The organism is Salipiger sp. (assembly GCF_059781815.1).
On the sequence record NZ_JBYNAH010000094.1, the window covers coordinates 1 to 17,789 of the forward strand.

At 63.9% G+C, this 17,789-nt stretch carries 14 protein-coding genes; 8 read left to right on the forward strand and 6 right to left on the reverse strand.

Going from position 1 to position 17,789, the window contains the following annotated elements; all coding sequences use genetic code 11:
- Nucleotides 1-69: 69 nt before the first annotated feature.
- The gene (locus AC6RA4_RS12550; protein WP_500160764.1) at nucleotides 70-1,512 is read right to left on the reverse strand and encodes an FAD-linked oxidase C-terminal domain-containing protein; all 1,443 of its coding nucleotides are present in this window, start codon (nucleotides 1,510-1,512) and stop codon (nucleotides 70-72) included.
- Between the two features lie 134 nt (nucleotides 1,513-1,646).
- On the opposite strand from AC6RA4_RS12550, the gene AC6RA4_RS12555 reads away from it, so the two are divergent.
- Nucleotides 1,647-2,057, forward strand: coding sequence for a CopD family protein (locus AC6RA4_RS12555; protein WP_500160766.1), 411 nt, complete (start codon nucleotides 1,647-1,649; stop codon nucleotides 2,055-2,057).
- Between the two features lie 3 nt (nucleotides 2,058-2,060).
- Nucleotides 2,061-2,762: a DUF599 domain-containing protein gene (locus AC6RA4_RS12560; protein WP_500160768.1), complete on the forward strand. Its 702-nt coding sequence runs from the start codon at nucleotides 2,061-2,063 to the stop codon at nucleotides 2,760-2,762.
- A 6-nt stretch (nucleotides 2,763-2,768) separates the two neighbouring features.
- Here the strand turns inward: AC6RA4_RS12560 and AC6RA4_RS12565 are convergent, their stop codons facing one another.
- From AC6RA4_RS12565 to AC6RA4_RS12585, 5 genes are all read right to left on the reverse strand, one after another.
- Nucleotides 2,769-3,110 carry a DUF2794 domain-containing protein gene (locus AC6RA4_RS12565; RefSeq protein WP_500160770.1) on the reverse strand — a complete coding sequence of 114 codons (342 nt, stop codon included), beginning with the start codon at nucleotides 3,108-3,110 and terminating at the stop codon, nucleotides 2,769-2,771.
- 91 nt (nucleotides 3,111-3,201) lie between these two features.
- Nucleotides 3,202-4,404, reverse strand: coding sequence for a ComEC/Rec2 family competence protein (locus tag AC6RA4_RS12570; RefSeq protein WP_500160772.1), 1,203 nt, complete (start codon nucleotides 4,402-4,404; stop codon nucleotides 3,202-3,204).
- Nucleotides 4,401-6,077 (reverse strand): gluzincin family metallopeptidase, encoded by a 1,677-nt coding sequence (locus AC6RA4_RS12575; protein ID WP_500160774.1) that lies wholly within the window; start codon nucleotides 6,075-6,077, stop codon nucleotides 4,401-4,403. The genes AC6RA4_RS12570 and AC6RA4_RS12575 overlap by 4 nt, the downstream gene beginning before the upstream one ends.
- Nucleotides 6,078-6,080: 3 nt before the next feature.
- Complete coding sequence (locus tag AC6RA4_RS12580) at nucleotides 6,081-7,391, reverse strand: esterase/lipase family protein (RefSeq protein WP_500160776.1); 1,311 nt, start codon at nucleotides 7,389-7,391, stop codon at nucleotides 6,081-6,083.
- A 17-nt stretch (nucleotides 7,392-7,408) separates the two neighbouring features.
- Entirely contained in the window at nucleotides 7,409-8,716 is a 1,308-nt protein-coding gene (locus AC6RA4_RS12585; protein WP_500160778.1) for a ComEC/Rec2 family competence protein, read from the reverse strand.
- A 621-nt stretch (nucleotides 8,717-9,337) separates the two neighbouring features.
- On the opposite strand from AC6RA4_RS12585, the gene AC6RA4_RS12590 reads away from it, so the two are divergent.
- The 6 genes from AC6RA4_RS12590 (at nucleotide 9,338) to AC6RA4_RS12615 (ending at nucleotide 17,389) form a co-directional block, all read left to right on the forward strand.
- Entirely contained in the window at nucleotides 9,338-9,694 is a 357-nt protein-coding gene (locus AC6RA4_RS12590) for a hypothetical protein (protein WP_500160780.1), read from the forward strand.
- 109 nt (nucleotides 9,695-9,803) lie between these two features.
- The gene (locus AC6RA4_RS12595) at nucleotides 9,804-13,166 is read left to right on the forward strand and encodes a DUF4214 domain-containing protein (protein WP_500160782.1); all 3,363 of its coding nucleotides are present in this window, start codon (nucleotides 9,804-9,806) and stop codon (nucleotides 13,164-13,166) included.
- A 585-nt stretch (nucleotides 13,167-13,751) separates the two neighbouring features.
- The gene (locus AC6RA4_RS12600; RefSeq protein ID WP_500160784.1) at nucleotides 13,752-14,945 is read left to right on the forward strand and encodes a tyrosine-type recombinase/integrase; all 1,194 of its coding nucleotides are present in this window, start codon (nucleotides 13,752-13,754) and stop codon (nucleotides 14,943-14,945) included.
- Nucleotides 14,935-15,606, forward strand: a complete 672-nt coding sequence (locus AC6RA4_RS12605) for a hypothetical protein (RefSeq protein WP_500160785.1) — start codon at nucleotides 14,935-14,937, stop codon at nucleotides 15,604-15,606. Before AC6RA4_RS12600 ends, AC6RA4_RS12605 begins: the two co-directional genes overlap by 11 nt.
- A gap of 107 nt (nucleotides 15,607-15,713) precedes the next feature.
- Nucleotides 15,714-15,908: a helix-turn-helix transcriptional regulator gene (locus AC6RA4_RS12610; protein ID WP_500160787.1), complete on the forward strand. Its 195-nt coding sequence runs from the start codon at nucleotides 15,714-15,716 to the stop codon at nucleotides 15,906-15,908.
- Nucleotides 15,909-16,012: 104 nt separating this feature from the next.
- Nucleotides 16,013-17,389: an RNA-dependent RNA polymerase family protein gene (locus AC6RA4_RS12615; RefSeq protein ID WP_500160789.1), complete on the forward strand. Its 1,377-nt coding sequence runs from the start codon at nucleotides 16,013-16,015 to the stop codon at nucleotides 17,387-17,389.
- Nucleotides 17,390-17,789: the final 400 nt, after the last annotated feature.

Sequence of the window (17,789 nt, forward strand, 5' to 3'; positions counted from 1 at the left end):
CTCATGTGCTTCTCTGGTTCGAAAATACCTCGGGGGAGTCCGCGCTCGCGCGGACGGGGGCAGCGCCCCCTACTCGGCCGCCACCGCGCGCCGCGTCTCCGACACGTGCAGCGGGAACACCTTGGCCGGGTTCAGCAGCCAGTTCGGGTCGAACACGTCCTTCACCGCCATCTGCGCCTCGAGATCGGCCGGCGCGTACTGCACATCCATCAGGTCGCGCTTCTCGATCCCGACCCCGTGCTCGCCGGTCAGGCAGCCGCCGACCTCGACGCAGAGCTTGAGGATCTCTGCCCCCAGCGCCTCGCATTTCTCCAGCTCGCCGGGCTGGTTGGCGTTGAACAGGATCAGCGGGTGCATGTTGCCGTCACCGGCGTGGAACACGTTGGCGACCTCGAGCCCGACCTCGCGCGACAGCTCGCCGATGCGGCGCAAGACCTGCGGCAGCGACGAGACCGGGATCGTGCCATCAAGGCACATGTAGTCGTTGATTTGCCCCATCGCCCCGAAGGCGCTCTTGCGGCCAAGCCAGATGCGCCCGGCCTCGTCGGCATCGCGTGCCTCGCGTAGCTCCACCGGGTCGTGGCGGCGGGCGATCTGGGTGATCAGCCCGAGCTGCTCGGCGATCTCCGCTTCCGAGCCCTCGACCTCGACGATCAACAGCGCCTCGCAATCGGGATAGCCCGCCTTGGCGAAGGCCTCGCAGGCGACGATGCAGGGCCGGTCCATGAACTCGATCGCCACCGGCAGCACGCCAGCCTTGATGATGTCCGACACGCATTCCCCCGCGACCTCGTTGGAGTTGAACGCGATCAGCACCGGGCGCGCGCCCTCGGGCTTGCGCAGGATGCGCAGCGTGGCTTCCGTCACCACGCCAAGCTGGCCCTCCGAGCCGCAGACCAGCCCCAGCAGGTCAAGCCCGCCGGGATCGAGATGCGCCCCGCCAAGCTCGATCACCGTGCCATCCATCAGCACCATGGTGACGCCGAGCAGGTTGTTGGTGGTGACACCGTATTTCAGGCAATGCGCCCCGCCCGAGTTCATCGCGATATTGCCGGCAATGGCGCAGGCGAGCTGCGACGAGGGGTCGGGGGCGTAGAAGAAATCCTCTTCCTCGACCGCGCCGGTGACGCTGAGATTGGTGCGCCCGGTCTGCACCCGGATGAAGCGGTTGTCGTAATCGGTCTCGAGCACCTCGTTCATCCGCGCCACGCCCAGGATCACTGAATCCGCCGTCGGCAGCGCGCCGCCGGCAAGCGAGGTCCCCGAGCCGCGCGGCACCACCGGCACGCCCTCTTCGTGGCAGATCTTCAGCACCGCCGAGACCTCTTCGGTCGTGCTCGGCAGCACGGCGCAGAGCGGCGGGCAGCGATAGGCGGTGAGCGCGTCGCACTCGTAGGCGCGGGTCTCGGCCTCGTCGTCGATCACCGCATCGGCGGGCAGCGCCTCGCGCAGGCGCGCAACGATCTCGGCCTTGCGGGTCAGCACCCTGGCATCGGGCTCGGGCATCTGCATCTGAGGGTCCTCCCTTGGAATTGGTAAGGTGATATAACCAATTTGACGCAGCCGCGCCAGACATTTTCCCGTGGGGGTCAATGTGGCGCCGCGACACCTTGCCTTCGCCGCGCAAACGGTAGCATGACTGGGGCATGGACTGGGTAAAGATCATACATCTTCTCTGCGTGATGGGCTGGATGACCTCCATCTTCGCGGTGCCGCGCGCGCTGATCTACTGGAAGCGCGAATACGACCGGCTGGGCGAGTTCGGCCCGCTGGGTGACCTGACCATCCGGCTCTACCGTTTCTCGGCGGGGCTTGCGGTGATCGCGCTGATCACCGGGCTGGTGCTGGCGCAGTTCTGGTCTTGGGCACCGTGGATCCACCTCAAGCTGGCGCTGGTGGCGCTGCTGGCGGGGCATTACGTCTGGACCGGCAAGCTGGTGATCCGCGCCAAGCGCGGCGAGTTCCGCGAATCCGAGCTGTTCCTGCGTATCTTCAACGAGATCAGCGTGGTCGGCGTGATCGCCGTGCTCTGGGTCGTCGTGGTCAAGCCGTTCTGATCCATGGCGTGGCTCGACCAGCTTGGCTATTTCACCGCGCTCGACCTGGCCGGGACGGTGCTGCTCGTATGCGGCTGGCTGCTCTGCTCGTGGTGCGTCGAGCACCCGCCGGGCTGGCGGCCCTCGGTGTCGCGGCTGATGGCCAATTACCGGCGCATCTGGATGGCGCAGTTCGTCACCCGGCAGCCGCGCATCTTCGACTCGCAGATCGTCGCCTCGCTGCGCCAGAGCACCGCCTTCTTCGCCTCGGCCTCGATGATCGCCATCGGCGGCATCTTCGCGCTCTTGGGCAACACCGAGCAGCTGCGCGGCGTCGCCGGTGACCTGACCGACGGCGTGGCGCCGGTCTTCGTCTGGGAGGTGAAGCTGCTGCTGCCGCTGCTCTTCGCCGCCAATGCCTTCCTGAAATTCGTCTGGTCGAACCGGCTCTTCGGCTATTGCTCGGTGATGATGGGCTCGGTGCCGAACGAGCCCAGCGATCTCGCCTATGCCCGCGCCGCCAAGGCGGCCGAGATCAACATCTTTGCCGCCAAGAGCTACAATCGCGGTCTGCGCGCGGTCTATTTCGGCATTGCCTCGACAGGCTGGCTGATCGGTCCCGAGGCGCTGCTCGCCGCCACCGCTGTCACGCTGGTGATGATCCTGCGCCGCGAGTTCGCCTCGCAGTCGCGCGAGGTGCTGCTGCAAAGCGAGCCCGAGAGCTGATCGCTCCTAGTCGACGGCGCGAATGAGCTTGCGCTCGAGCACGCGCAGCACCGTGCGCAGGTCGTGGCCGCGCTTGAGCACCTGCCCCTCCATGCTGATCACCGCGTATTCGCCCTGCCGGTTGCGCAGCTTGGGGCGCTTTTCGATGCGGTAGAGCGGGTGTTCGGCGGTGCGGCGGAACACCGAGAAGATGGCGACGTCGCGCAGGCTCGAGATGCCGTAATCGCGCCATTCGCCGGCTGCGACCATGCGCCCGTAGAGCGAGAGAATGACGTTCAACTCGGTCCGGTGGAAGGCGACGACGTCCTGCGCGCGCCCGGGTCCCGGAAAAGGCGTTAGGCTGTTCATGTCTCAAAGCTGCGCCTGAAGCGGGCGCAAATCAAGAGTTTCGCTGCTCAAATGCCGGTCATCGCGGCTGCTCTGCCGCCGAATGTGCCGCTCAGCCGGTCACCGGCGCGCCTTCCGAGACGGCGATCTGCCCGCCATCGGCCGGGAAGGTCAGGTCGAACCAGCCACCCATCGGGAGGGTGCGGGTGTCGAGCAGCCGCGCCCGTCTGCCGAATTCGGTCAGCGTCGCGTCATCCGGCACGCCGCGATAGGCGCCGTCGGCGGTCGAGACCGCGACCACCCGGTCGCGGGCGTCGGGCGGGGTCGTGGGCAGCACCTCGGAGAGCACCGCATCGGGGGTGCCGTTGTGGCTGCCGTGATGGCTCACCTTGAGGAAATGCGCCGGGCGCAGCGCCTGCTGCGCCTGCATGAAGGCCCAGCTGCGCTCCTCGGCGTCGCCGGGGAAGAGCAGCCGCCAGCCGCGCCATTCAAGCTCGAAGACGATGCTGGAATCGTTCGCCGCCCGGTCGATGTGGAAGAGGTTGGCAAAGCTCGACGCGGCCCGGAACGACAGCAGCTCGGTAAAGTCGCTCGCGCGCACGCCCTCCGGCGCGGTGAGCGTGGCACCCGCAGGGGCACCGGCATCGCCATCCGCCAGCCGCAGGCCGAGCGCGCGGGGTTTCATGCGGCCGTAATAGACCGAGCAATCCTGCTCGGGCGCCAGCACCCGGAGGGTGGCATCCCGGAACGGCTGCGGCAGCGCCGGGGGGCTCTGGCGCGAGATGTAGTGCGGCGCGGCGGGGGCGCTCATCTCGCGGATGTAGTCGACGCAATCGGCGCTGGCGCGCGGGTTGTTGATGCCGAGCAGGATCTCCATGCCCAGCGGCAGCGCGCCCGCCATGTTCTTTGCGGCCTCGGCGATGTCGTCGAAGGCGTCGAGCGCCAGCCGCCGCTTCTTGCGGGCGTCGGGATGGGCGTCGTAATAGCGCGGCTCGGTCGAGGCGGTCATCCAGACCGCGCGGGCGCGCAGCTCGAGCCCGTCCTTGCGCGCGGCCATCAGCGGCCCCTGCACGTGGTCGAGATGCTCGTGCGTCATCACGTAGAGGTCGAGCGGCGCCCCGGCGAGCTGGCCGTGGATGTCGCGCAGGGCGGCGCGCAGCGCAGCATCGTCGCCATGCGCTCCGGTCAGAGCGTTGCCGGCGTCGATCAGCACCGTGCGGGTGACCTCGGCGCCGGACGCGTCGGTGTCAGGCAGGCGCAGGAAGACCGCGTCGCCGAAGCCGACATTGTAGAGGCGCAGCGACAGCCCGGTCATGACCGGCCCGCCATGTGAAGCTGCTGGCCGAGGCCGCGCAGACGCAGGCTGCCGCCCGGCAGGAGCGTGGCGTCCGTGGCGAGGTCGATGGTGCCGTCGGCGATGCAGGCGCGCAGGAAACCGCGCCGCATCCGGTCGCTGACCTGGCGGTCGCGGGCCGCGCCATGCGGGCCGAGTCGGCTGTTGGTGACCACGGCGCGGATCTCGCGCGTCTCCCAGCCGATGGCGAGCGTGGTGCCGAAGGTGACCCTGACCGGCTCGGGGATGCCGCCCCGGTCGAGTACGAACTCGTCCTCCTGCCACGCCACCTTGAAGATCAGCTCGCGGGTATCGACCCGCCCGCCGCCCTTGCGCCAGGTGGCCTTGGTGACGTCGAGCCGGGGCCGGAGGGTCAGGCTGGCCTCGGACGGCACGTGAAGCGCCGCGCGGTGGCGCTCGGCAAAGGCCAGCGCCGCGGCATCGTCGGAAAGCAGCGCGTCGAGATCGTCGCCCGGCGCGAGCGCCAGCTGCGGCGCGGAGGGGGCGAGGTCGGCGGCCTGCACGACGATCTGCCGGGTCAGGCACTCGGCGGTGAAGGCGGCGCGCTCCTCGGGGCTCTGCGGGTTCGAGGCGGTGTCGGCAGCGATCAGCGCACGGGCATAGTCGGCGAAAGAGATCTCGCCCGGCGGCAGGTAGTCGAGCGCGCGAAAGGCGATGCGGCGCAACCGGCTGGCGGCGCGGAACAGCACCTTGCCCGAGCGGCTGAAGCGTTCGTCGGCCCGATCCGCCTCGGGCACCGCTTCCAACTCCTCGGCCATCTCGGTGTCGAAGACCCAGAGCATCAGCGCGTAGAGCGTCCCGGTCAGAACCTCGCTCAGCGCATGCGGCGTGGCGCTGGGCACGCTGGTCATGGTGCGGTCGTTCATCAGGTCGCGCAGCGGCTGGATGCGGCCGCTGCGGGCCCGCCCGAACTGCTCAGCGATGGCGTTGAAGGCGCCCGGCTTGCGCAGGTCGCCGCCATTGTCCTCGAGCACCAGATTTGCCAGCCGACTCGATTGCGCCGCGAAGAGCATGGCGGTGATATCGGCAATGGCCTCGTGCAGCGCCAGCGATTGCGGTGAGGTGGCGTCGTAGAGATCCGGCGCGATGCCGTCGAGGATGGCATGGGCGGTCTCGTGCGCCACGATATCGGGAGACAGGCAGGTGTAGACCGTTGTCTCCTCGTCGGCGATGACGCCGTCGAAATAGAAGAACTGCAGGCTGCGCGAGGCCCGGTGGTAGAAGGCGTTGGCCATGCGCCCGGCGCGCGGCACCACCAGAAGCTGCGGCCCGTCAAAGGCCCAGACCAGCGGGCGGCCGAGAACGTCCTCCTCCTCGAACATCGCCATGGTGGTGCGGATCGCGCCGAACACCGAGACTTGCTGGAAGTCCCGCGCCGACATGTCGTTGCGGTCGGCGATCTCGTAGAGCCCGCGTTTGCGCCGTGGCCCCGGCGAAATGAACCTCGCGCCGGGCAGCAGCGTGCCGTCATCGGGGTCGAGATCGAGCACCGCCACCCGGTCCGAGATGGGCCCGTCGCGCAGGGTCTCGTGAAGCTCGAAATGACGGCCCTGCATCAGCCCCGATTGCGGGCGCGAGTCGAGCGGGGTGGCCGGGTCGGCGGCGAGGTATTCGACCTTGACCGGTGTCGCCATGGCTCAGATCCCCGGCACGACCGAGAACAGCACCGGCGCGCCCGAACTCGGGGTGCCGGCAAAGCTCAGCCGGTAGTGGCCGGGTGTGGGGCGGGGCGGCAGCAGCACCCGGAGCTGGCTCACCGGGGCGCCCTCGTAGCTGATCGCCACCGCATCGCCGAGCGCTGCAAAGGGCGCGGCCTCGTCGGCGGTGAACTCGACGACGACCTCGCCGCTGATCGCACTGGTGGGGGCGGGGGAGAGGATCAGCAGCTCGACCTCCTCGTCGGGGCGCAGCACCAGCGCCTGCACCGACAGATCGAGCACCGGCGCGGCCCCGAGCGGCGGTGTCGGGAAGCGCTTGCCGAACAGGCGGTAGAGCACCGCCGAGAACTCCTCGCGGCGGAAGAACTTGCTGTGCTCGCCGCGGACCAGCTGTTTCTGCGTCGCCTTGCCGAAGGCGCTCCACATCGGCACCGTGCCATCGCCCGCGTCATCGGTCAGGGTCGGGATGACCTGCCCCGGCGCCACGTTGATCCGGGTGCAGGTGCGGTGCCCGGCGCCGCCGAAGAACAGGTAGCGCACACCGGGCGGCTGGCTGCCCTCGGCAAAGCTCTGGTGCACCCAGGCCACGCGCGCCACCAGCGCGGGATCGAGCCCCACCGCCTGCGCATCGCCCAGATCGTAGATGTCGAGCGGCCCGAGGGCGCTGTCGGTGAGGTTCCAGCAGGCATCCTCTCCGGGTGCCGGCAGGAGCTGGTAGGCCGAGGGATAGCGGTGATCAGCGGCGTAGGTGCGGAAATCCGCCGCCGAGATGCCGAGATCGCCCTCGATCCCGAGGATGCGCACCAGTGCCATCGGCGCGCCGAGATGCGGGGTGCCCAGCGTCAGCAGCGTGTTGACCCGGTCGAAAAACGCCTCGTTGCGGAAGGTGTCGGGCTCGAGCACCAGCCGCGAGACCAGCCCGCCCATGGAATGCGCCACGATGGTGATCTCGGTCGCGCCCGCGGCGGTCAGCGCGCCGAGCCGGTGGGCGAGCGCCGCGGCGGTTTTCTCGAGATCGAGCCGCCAGTCGTAGTGGAAGATCTCGAGCCGCTGCGTGGCGCTGCCCTCGGTGAAGCCGATGTCGTTCAGCTGGTCGATCAGCGGCTTGTAGACGTCGAAACAGCTCACCGAGCGGATGATGTCGGTCGAGACCAGATCCTCGCGCAGAAGCTCGGACAGGCGTTTGTAGCCGAGCACGACCTCGGAGGGTTTCGGCGGCCAGACCTCGGTGCCACCCGGTGTCTTGAGCACGGAGCCCTGAATTCCCGGTACCAGAACCACGCATTTCATTGGCGATCTCCCCTCGCTCAGAACTTGGTCGGTTGGATGGTGCAGCCGCAGCCGCAGGATTGCGTCGGGAACGGCGCCCCCCATGTCAGGCCGGTATGGCCAAGTGTCGGGGTGCGGTTCCGTGTCAGCCGGTCGTCGATCTCGGCCCCGGGCGTTCCGATGCTCCAGCCCTGCCCGCCGAGGGCGGTGAGCGAGCGCTGCAGAGGGTGGCCGTAGCGGTTGCCGGCGCCGCAGGAGACGACCGCGCGACTGTCGGCATGGTGGGGATCGGGCGGCGGTGCGCCGGGCGCGTTGCCGCCGTGATGCGCCACCACCAGCGAGCGCACGCGCCGCGGCCGGTTGCGTTTCAGCGAGGGGATGTCGGCATAGCCGGCGTCTCCCGGCAACAGGATGGCATCCGCCTTTCCGGGCCCCTCGACCCAGACCGCGATGCCCGAGCGGTTCTGGCTGGTGCCGGTGCAGCGCTCGAGCGTGAGCGCGCCTTTGCGTAGCGGTTGCCGCCCGTTCCAGACCAGCAGGCTGCCATTCTGCAGAATCGCTCGTGCCATTGCGCTCTGGGGCCCCGGCCCGAGCGGCTGGTTGGGGGCGATCCAGGCCATCTGCTGCGCGCCCGGGGTCTTGTTGGCACCGTGAAAGTGATCGTAGTGCCAGTGGCTGAGGATCACCGTGGGCGCGCTTTGCAGGCAGAAATGGGCCATGGACGCGGGCCAAGTGCCCGCGTCACGCAGCACCCCGGCGCCCAGATCCACATAGGCAAGCACATCGCCCGCCGCGTCGATCAGCGCGGCGGCGCTGCCCTGTCCCACATCCAGAACGACGACTCCTGCGACCGTCTGCGCGGGCAGGACCGAGCGGATGGTCCTTCGCTGGACCACGTGGTCCGACAGGTTGGTGGCGCGCTCGAGCCTGCGCCGCATTGGCTGGGCGAGGGCCGCCGCCTGCATCGCCACCGGACGCCCCTCGCTCTCGATGCTCTCATACAGCACCCCGATGCCATCGGGATCGGGCTGGAGGCGCAGTTCGACCCAGTCTCCCCGCTCGTCGCGAGATACCAGCCAGTGTTGCGCGGCGCGCCCGCGGCTGTCATTGGCGGCGACGTGGCCGGGATCGACCTCGAGCGCATAGATCGGCATCTCTTCGAGGAGGTCGCCATAAGGTCTGACGGCTTCGGGAAAGCTGCGCCCCTGCGCGATCGTGGCGTCGATCGCATCGGCATCGACGGCGTCGAACAGCTCTCGGCTTTCGGGATCGAATCCGATGGACAGCGCATAAAGCCGCGCCGGGGTCGCGTAATCGAACGGATCTCCGAAGAAACGGTTGGACATAATACAAACATCAAGATGGGTTGAAATATCGATACGGTACTACACCTGAGGGTGTTTTCCTAGCATCGTTTCCAACCGATTCCGTGGCAGAGCGCGCCCGTCGCGGCATCCCGCGTCGCCGGGCTTTGCACAGTCGACCGGCGCGAGCAGGCATCTGGCGGCGTCGACATTCTCGAAAATATGCCTGCCTGCGAGCGGTCGGGGGGGAGGCGTGCCACTGTCTGGCACGGTGTGAAGCTTCGAAATCTGTCGTTGGATGTTCCGGGAAGAGGCTTATTTCCGGCGCGGCGTTCATGCGCCCGGGGTTGCCGCTCCCGCGTCTCCGGGCCGAGCGTGGGCCGAAGCGAGACGCGCGGCTCGGGCTGGTCGCCGCGCCCCAACTCTTTGCCTGATGCGACAAGGTAGCAGTCGCCTGTCATCAATACTTCGTTTATGATAGTATCGAGACGTCGGGGGGGCTGTGTCTCCGAGGGAGGTCTCTCCGTCTTTTTTGACCGGAGATTTTGCACGGTGTTGAATTGGCTTGATTTGCTGCGGGGGACCCCCGTGCTGGCCTGTCAGATCGCGGCGCTCCTAGTTGCCGGGTGTGCGCAAACGCTGTTGCCGACAGAAGCGGTGGGCATGTCGAGCGGGACGTCCGGTGCACGTGTCGCAAGTTTCTTCGAAGGCACCGTTTCCGAAATCGTGAGTTTCGAGCCACTGCGCTTCAAACTCGATTGCTGCGATGCGCAGCTCGAGCTCGGAATGTCCGAGGTGCGCGGGTCCTCCGGGGCAAGCCGAGACGCCATCGCCGCCATCCTGTCAAATCGCGAGCTGACCTGCACCGCGTTCTCGGAAGCACCGCCGTCGGGAACCGGGCCGGACAATTACGTCTGGTGCAACACCGCCGACGGTACGCTGCTCTCTTCGATCCTGATCGAGCGCGGGCTGGCGACCGAGAGATGCGAGTTCAGCGGGAACCAGTTCGGAGGCTGCTGACTGAGGAGAAACAACACGGAGGCGTTTAGGGAGGAAGACTTGGGGGACGCGGTTTTTTCGGCCGGCGTTTGATTTAAGACCATGATTTTGATGGAGGAGGAGTGGGGCGATGACAGCGCTTACGCAACAGTATGAATTGAAGAACGTTGATTGGGCGACCTTTGGGAATGGCGACGCAAGAGATGGCAACACCACCGTCACCGTTTCGGGGGTCACCGGGTCACAGAGGTTCGCTTTCCTGTACTGGGGAGAGCTGAACTTCAGCGGATCGAGTGACACCCAGATCACCGTGAACGGAACCGCCGTGACAGGGACGGCGCTCGGCACATCCGTCGACACCTGCTGGGGGTCGGATCAGAGCGTCGGCTATTTCGCGAATGTCAGCGACATCGTGAACGGCGACGGAAGCTACACGATCGAGGGCATGGGCGAAGGCGGGCAGGGTGCCTCGCTCGTCGTGTTCTACGATGATGGCGACGCCACCAACAACCGCGACGTGACCATCTTTGCCGGCAACGACTCGACCAACTCGTCGGGCGCGGTCACGACGATGAACCTCGGCAATCTGGAATACGAAAGCGGCACCTCGACGCTGACGCTCTTTGTCGGCGACGGCCAGAGCTTCACCGACGGCGAGCTGACGATCAACTCGACGCTTCTGGGCACCAACCAGTTTCCGGGCGGTGACGGCGCGCTCTGGGACATCAACACCTATGACATCACCTCGGTGCTGAGCCCCGGCGACAACAACCTGACCGTCAGCCATGTGAGCGAAGGCGACTGCCTGCAGTTCGTGACCGCGATCGTCGACAAGGCCGCGAAGCCGCCGGTGCTCTTCCTCGACTTCGAAACCGCGATCCCGCGCGACTACTATGTGACCTATGCCAGCTATCTCGGGTTCCTCGGGCTCGACGCCCGCGAGACCTCGGCCACCCGTGCCGGGACCGAGCCGCTCGGCGTGTTCACCGCCGCCCAGAAAACCGAGCTTGTGGGGCTGGTGCAGGACATCTTCGACCGCTCCGGCATCGCGATGGATGTGACCTCCACCAAGCCGACCAGCGGTGACTATCACTCGGTGCGGTTCACCTCGACCAAGCTGCGCTACGACACCAACGGCGACGGCACCGACAACGCCCGGCTGCTCGGGCAGGCCTATGAGGGCGTCGACCGCTACAACACCGAGGACAACAACATCGTCGCCGTGCTGATGGATGGCAGCGATGCGATGCTGTCCGTTGCCGAAACCGTCGCCCACGAGGGGGCGCATGCCTTCGGCGCCCGTCACATCAACCCGGTGCAGGGCTCCGGTGGCGAGGTGATGGATTACGACTCGAGCGGGCTCGAAACCTTTGTGAAGACGCCGGCCAACATCACCGAGCCGCCGGTCGACGGCAAGCCCGCCACCAGCGAAACTCACAATCCCGCCTACCACATTCGCCGCTACGTGAACGACGAGAGCGACACGCAGCTGCGCCTTGAGGGGCTGACCCCGGGGACATGGGATCGCACCGCCTTCGAGAACATCCTCTACTCGCTCGGCCTCTCCGATCTGACCCAGTCTCTGAGCGATCTCTACCTTCTCGTGCTCGGAAGAGATCCGCTCGTTGAGGGCGACGACGAGAGCTTTGGCACGCTCATCCCGCTGGCGGAGAACATCGACAGCTCGGGCAACCTCACCTTCACGGTTCCGTCCGGTGCCGAGTTCCGCATCGTCGCATCGACCGACAACAGCGAAGTGCTCGACGCCGTGCTCGAGCTCAATCCGTCCGCAGACGATCCCTATTCCATGACCGCGAACCCGTCGTCGAACCCCTCGGGAACGCTGGTCACGGATGACGGCAGCGGCAATCCGGTTGCGATTGGCGATTTCGCGCTGGAGGTCGAGGAGGTGATCGAGGTCGAGGACGCGGAGGCCCTGCCGCCGCTCTTCGTGTCGATCGACCGTGACATGGAGTCCGAGGCCGGCCCGGATGCGACCGTCACCATCAGCCGTGGCACCGAGACCAGCGGTGACCTCACCGTCGTGCTGTCCAGCACCGACACCTCGGCCGCGACGCTGCCGGGTACCGCGATCATTCCCGATGGCGAGACCGAGGTGGAGGTCAGCCTGACCATGGTCAACGACTTCCGTCTCGACGGGCTGCAGACGACCACCATCCTTGCCTTTGCCGAGGGCTATGACAGCGCGTCGAAGAATTTCGACGTGGTCGATGACGAAACGGCCCTCATCGGCACCGCGGATCCCGATGACCTGATCGGCACGCCGGATCCCGACGGGATCTTCGGCTTCGCCGGTGCTGACCGCATCCAGGGTCTCGAATCGAACGATGTCATCGGCGGCGGTCTTGGCGAAGACACCGCGATCGGCGGCCCGGGGGTGGATATCCTCTCCGGCGGTTCGGATGACGACGTTCTGATCGGCGGGAGCGTATCTCCGGTCGACGAGATCGGGCAGACCAGCGGCGCGCGGGTCTACCGCGTCTTCGGCGCGACGCTCGACCGGCATCCGGACTCGCAGGGCTACGACAACTGGTCGGCGCGACTGGAGAGCGGCGAGATGACGTTGACCCAGGTCATCACCGGCTTCGTCGCCTCTCCGGAGTTCCAGGCCACCTACGGAGCGCTCGACAACGAGGCGTTCGTGACGCTGCTCTACAACAACGTTCTTGATCGTGACCCGGATGCCACGGGCCTCGCCAACTGGACCCAGCGCCTCGAGGACGGCATGAGCCGCGAAGCGGTCGTCCAGGGCTTTTCGCAAAGTCCGGAATACATCGCGAACACCAACGACGCGTCCAGCGCCTATCTGCATGCCGGGGTTGCGGCCCCCTACGCAGATGACGTCTATCGTCTCTACGCGGCGACGCTCGACCGTGAGCCCGACGTGAACGGCCTGACCAACTGGGCGACGCGGATGGGCGAGGGCATGTCCTATGTCGATGTGGCATCGGGCTTCGTGAACAGCCCCGAGTTCCAGGCGACCTATGGATCGCTCGACAACGAAGCCTTCGTGACGCTGCTCTACAACAACGTGCTCGACCGCGATCCGGATGAGACGGGCCTTGCCAACTGGACGCAGCGCCTCGAGGACGGCATGAGTCGCGAAGCGGTGGTGCAGGGCTTTGCCCAAAGCCCCGAATTCATCGCCAAGACGGCCGATGCGTTCGCCGCCTTCATGGCTGCGTCCGAGGGGGACACCTATGACGGCGGCCCGGGCGATGACCTGATGAGTGGCAGCCTGCTGTCGGATCACTTCATCTTCGAGGCAGAGGATCTTGGCCGCGACCGGGTTCTCGAGGTGGACATGTACGATACCGCTTCGTTCACCGGCTTCGGCTATGCCGACGCGTCGGAAGCAAGGGCGCACATGACGGAGGTGAACCTCGATGTGGTCTTTGCCGATCAGGGCGTCTCGGTGATCTTCATGCACACCGATATGGAGACCATCGACGAGATGCAGATCCTGGTCTGAGCCGACCAGCACTTTTGCGACCTCCGAGGGCCGGGAACGCGCGGGCGTTTCTGGCCCTCGGACCGAGATGGCCTGGCGCTGCGCCAGAGAAGCGCGTCGGCTCCCGCGCCGTCCTGACAGATCTTCAACCGACGTCGGTATCGCGGCGGATTGCAACGCGCTCGCCGATGAGGATCACGGAGTTTTCCGAGGAACAGCAAAGGCGTCCTGCGTACCGGGCGGCCCGGCCTCGGGCGTACCGCGAGTGTCCGGGAAACGGGAGCCGGTCGTCAAAACGACCGTACGTGAACCGATCGGGACGGGTTCGGGGGGCGGCTTGCGGTGCTGAGGCGATGGGGCAAGGTCGCGACGCTGGCCGACATGACCTACGGCGCCTGACAGCTGCTTAAAGCTGTCGCGAAACCTATATCCTGCAGGGGAGTAGTGGTGCCCAGGAGACGCGACGAACCGGTGTATCACTGCATATCAGGATCACTCAGAAAATCAGCCAAGCCATTGTGAGAACGTATTGTTTCCATATCACGGCATTCCACATCGGGTCACTTCATACCATATCTTGTGGGTGGATTGAGAGGTGGATTGAGAATGGCCGCGTTGAACAAGCTGACTGCTGCATCGCTGAAATCTTTACCCCCGGGCAAGTACTCAGACGGCGGTGGGCTTTGGTTCTTCAAGCGCGACGAGGACGGCGCACAGTGGTTCGTCCGTGTGACGGTTCATGGTCGTAGGCGTGAGATGGGTCTCGGCGCCTTCCCTGATGTCAGCCTCAAGGAGGCGCGAGCTGCCGCTGAGGATGCTCGCAGGCTCAAGCGGCAAGGCCTTGACCCAATCAAGGAAAGAGAGCGGCGGCGGCGCGAGCGGGAGAAGAACCTTCATGCCCTCGCAGAGGTCGCGGCGGATGCCTTCGAAACGCGCAAGGCTGAGCTGAAGGGGGACGGCAAAGCAGGCCGCTGGTTCTCGCCGCTCGAACTTCACGTTCTCCCCAAACTGGGACAGGTCCCTATCTCGGAAATCGATCAGGTCGACATCCGAAACACGCTCTCCCCAATCTGGAAGACCAAGGCAGAGACCGCCAGAAAGGCACTCAACCGCCTGAACATCGTGATGCAGCACGCCGACAGTCTCGGCCTTGAGGTGAACCTGCAAGCGGTGGAGCGCGCTCGAACGCTCCTCGGTAAGCAGGATCATGTGGCGAAGCACATACCTGCAATGGCATACGCGGATGTCCCGAGCTTCTTTGGCTCGCTGGGCGACGGAAGCACGACGCATCTCGCCCTGCGTCTCCTCATCCTGACAGCCGTACGCTCCTACCCGCTACGCTTCATGCGACTGGACCAGATCGAGGGCGACGTCTGGACCATCCCCGCAAGCGCGATGAAAGGCGGGCGTGGCAAGACGCGGGACTTCAAGGTTCCCCTGTCAGACGCAGCGCTGGCCGTGATCGAACAAGCATCACCGATGGCGCGCGACGGCTACCTCTTCCCGAGCGTGCGAAAGGGCGTCATGTCCGATGCCACGATGGCGCGCTTGATGGAGCGGCGCGGTCTCGTGGAGCGCCCCCACGGGTTCAGGTCCTCCTTCCGGGACTGGATCGCGGAAACAGATGCTGCACCCTACGACGTCGCGGAGATGTGCTTGGCGCACGCGGTCGGAGGTGCGGTCGAAAGGTCCTACAAACGCACGGACTTCTTGGAACAGCGTCGGCCCGTGATGCAGGCGTGGGCAGACCACGTGACCGGAAACGCATCGCACGCCTCGGAGGAAGATTATGGTTACTAAGCAGCATGGACTATTCGGTCAGGAATTTATCACTGAAATGGAAGTATTTCGCACCGCCTACTTTTCTGGAAATCCCGCAGCGCTAATCGAAGCCAACAAGTTTTGTGCCAAGAATGCAGTTCCGCCGCCTGAATGGCTTAGTGAGGAATTTGACCGCATCGTCATAAACCACTTCCTCGGGAAGTCGATCAACAAACGCGGGCGACACGGCGCTCCGCTAACTAAGTATAAAGAAAAGCTCTCCGGATACATTCAGGTGAAATGCTACCTAGCGGTGCGCGCATGGCAGGTTGAACCAAGCGAGCACTTTGAAAAGCTTCCCGAACGCGCAAAGGCTCTTGCAGAGAAACAAGAAATTTCCCCCGAACCCAAAACCAAAGAAGCGGCTTTCAAGATCGTCCACAAGATCCTTCAAGGTGGCCCGTACAAATGCACGCTGGGTTCACTCCGAACACTTGTTAAGAAAGAAGTGCCGAAACAGTTCGAGCCGGAAGAGCAAAATAGTGAAAATCATGAATTCGGAAAATATAGCTTTAGCGAACTTGTGAACTTGGAGGGCCGGTCATCTGAGTTGGATCTCTCCTTGCATGGTTGGGATGCAGAAGAAGAGTTGTTTGGAAAAGAGATCGCTGAGTTTTTTAAATGTGGGTTCGACGCCTGACCCTGAAGGACTTGCTCTGAGTGGGAAAAAAATGGGGGCATTTTGTTCCCAATGACAACGAATTTTCGGCGTGCTTACTTGGTCACAGACAGCCACGGAGTAGCACGATGAGCCTTATGACGAGCCGAACCCTTTGCGAATACCTTGACCGCTCGATCAGCAGTATAAATAGAGACGTTGCCAAGGGGCGACTTCCAAAGCCGATCAAACTTGGCCGCTACCGCTATTGGCGGCTGGACGAGGTCGAGAAGAGCCTCGAAGTTGCTCGTAAAAATATCTTGAAGCCATCTTCGGCGGATTGATCAAATCCTACTCCTGCTGAGTTGCGACGTTTCAACAATGAGGACTGCGTTTTAGTGAACTCAAGTTCACGGGCCGAGAAGCCTCCTCGATCTAGGTCATGATCATGAACATGCACTCCCAGACGCATTATCTCCATGAAAAGCTATATGCTCCCGTCTCGGAGAATGGCTGCTTTCTCCCTGTTGGCGACGGCGCGACACACCATTGCGAGGAAGACATCGCAACCCTGAAGAAGCTCCTCAGATATGAAAAAAAGCGTCGAAAAGCGGTGGCTCATAAAATCAAAGAGCTTGGGGTTTCCAACAAGAAAACCCAGAACGCTATAAGGCAGTATCTTCGATCCAAGGACGTCCTTACGGCGTGCATTTTTAAGGCGACGATCCGCCTCCCACTTTCAAGGCGAGTTCCTCTGACGACCATCCTTGAGAAGGCCAAGGGGACGCAGATCCTCAAGGGTATCACGGAAGAATTCAAGGTCTCGGTCAAGAAGAAGTCCAGCGGCAAAGGTGTGCGCGTCCTTGCGGATTTCGGCCTGATCGCGAGGGGCGCGCAGATTGCATGTTACAATGTCATCCGCCTGCAGACGACACGTCAGCCATTTCAGTTCCCCGGCAAAGGCCACGTCGACTTAGTGGCCCTTGCCCTAGATCTCATACAACAGGAGGGCTTTACCCATGTAGCGGAGTTAGACATCTCCAACCACTACGGCAGCTTCGAGCCCCAAAAACTCAAAAGCTGTCTCACCATCCCCCCGGGAGCCGTCAACCACGTCCTACTCGCTTCGACTGGGTCTCCGGTGTTCCCTTCGGGAAAGACTACTCCGATGTTATTAGCCTCCATCCCACCGGGTATACCACAGGGTGGCCTTGCTTCCAACGCAGTAGCAGCGTGGAGCGTATCTCATCTTGATGCAGACTTCGGTCCCGACATCAGGTTGATCAACTACGCTGACAATTTCTTTCTATTCGGAAAGACTGCCGCCGCCGTGGAACATGCGCGAAGCACCCTGAGTGAAGCTGTTGCTAAGCTGCCCGGTGGGACATTCCACCTGCATGGAGGCGAGATCGTTGAGTGCGCGGTCGGCTTCAAGATGCTCGGATATGATATTTGGTTCGGTGGCGAGTGGAACTGCACGCAAACAGATAACAAACATCTTGATTTCATGGTGGCCTTCTCTGAGCAGAGCGATCGGGTCGAGCGCCTTTTCGAAGCCTCTACGAACTCAAAGTTTGCCCACATCAGAACAACAGCACTTCATGAATTTCGGGCATTGATCTCTATGGCGAAGAACTGGTTCGACAAGCAAAAAATCTGCAACCTCCTTCTTTTGGGATTAGGAGATCCCGAAGGCGTTGTTGAACAGATACTTTATATTGCCGAAACCTTCAACGTCACAAACGAAGAATTGAAACGAGCGTCAGACCCCTTCAGCCTGCACTATCACCAATTGAGTATTAGCGAGCTTGCGATCTACGGATAGCGGATCTATTATTCGACATCGTTTCCTTGGCGGTTTAAAATATCCCAACTCAACCCGCCGAAGGCGATCTGCTTGTTCCATGAGGGCGACCAATCTCTGACTGATCATATCCCGCGCTTGTTGCCGGAGGCCTATTCCAGACGAGGCTTCGATGACAAGACGATGGACGCGCTCAGAGGCAGGCTTTCAGTGTCAGCCCCCTGCAAGCTCAGACCGAAACAGCTCTGACACCCTTTTCTGCGGGCTATGCCACAAGAAAGTTGACTGGGATCGGTTCGGCGACCGCGAGGAACGTGTCGAATGTAGCTGCGGCAACGCCACGTCGGTTTCGGAGGTGGAAGAGATGGTAGTGCCCCGAGAGATGGTGTAAGAGCGCCGACCTTCGGAGAGGTCCAAGGCT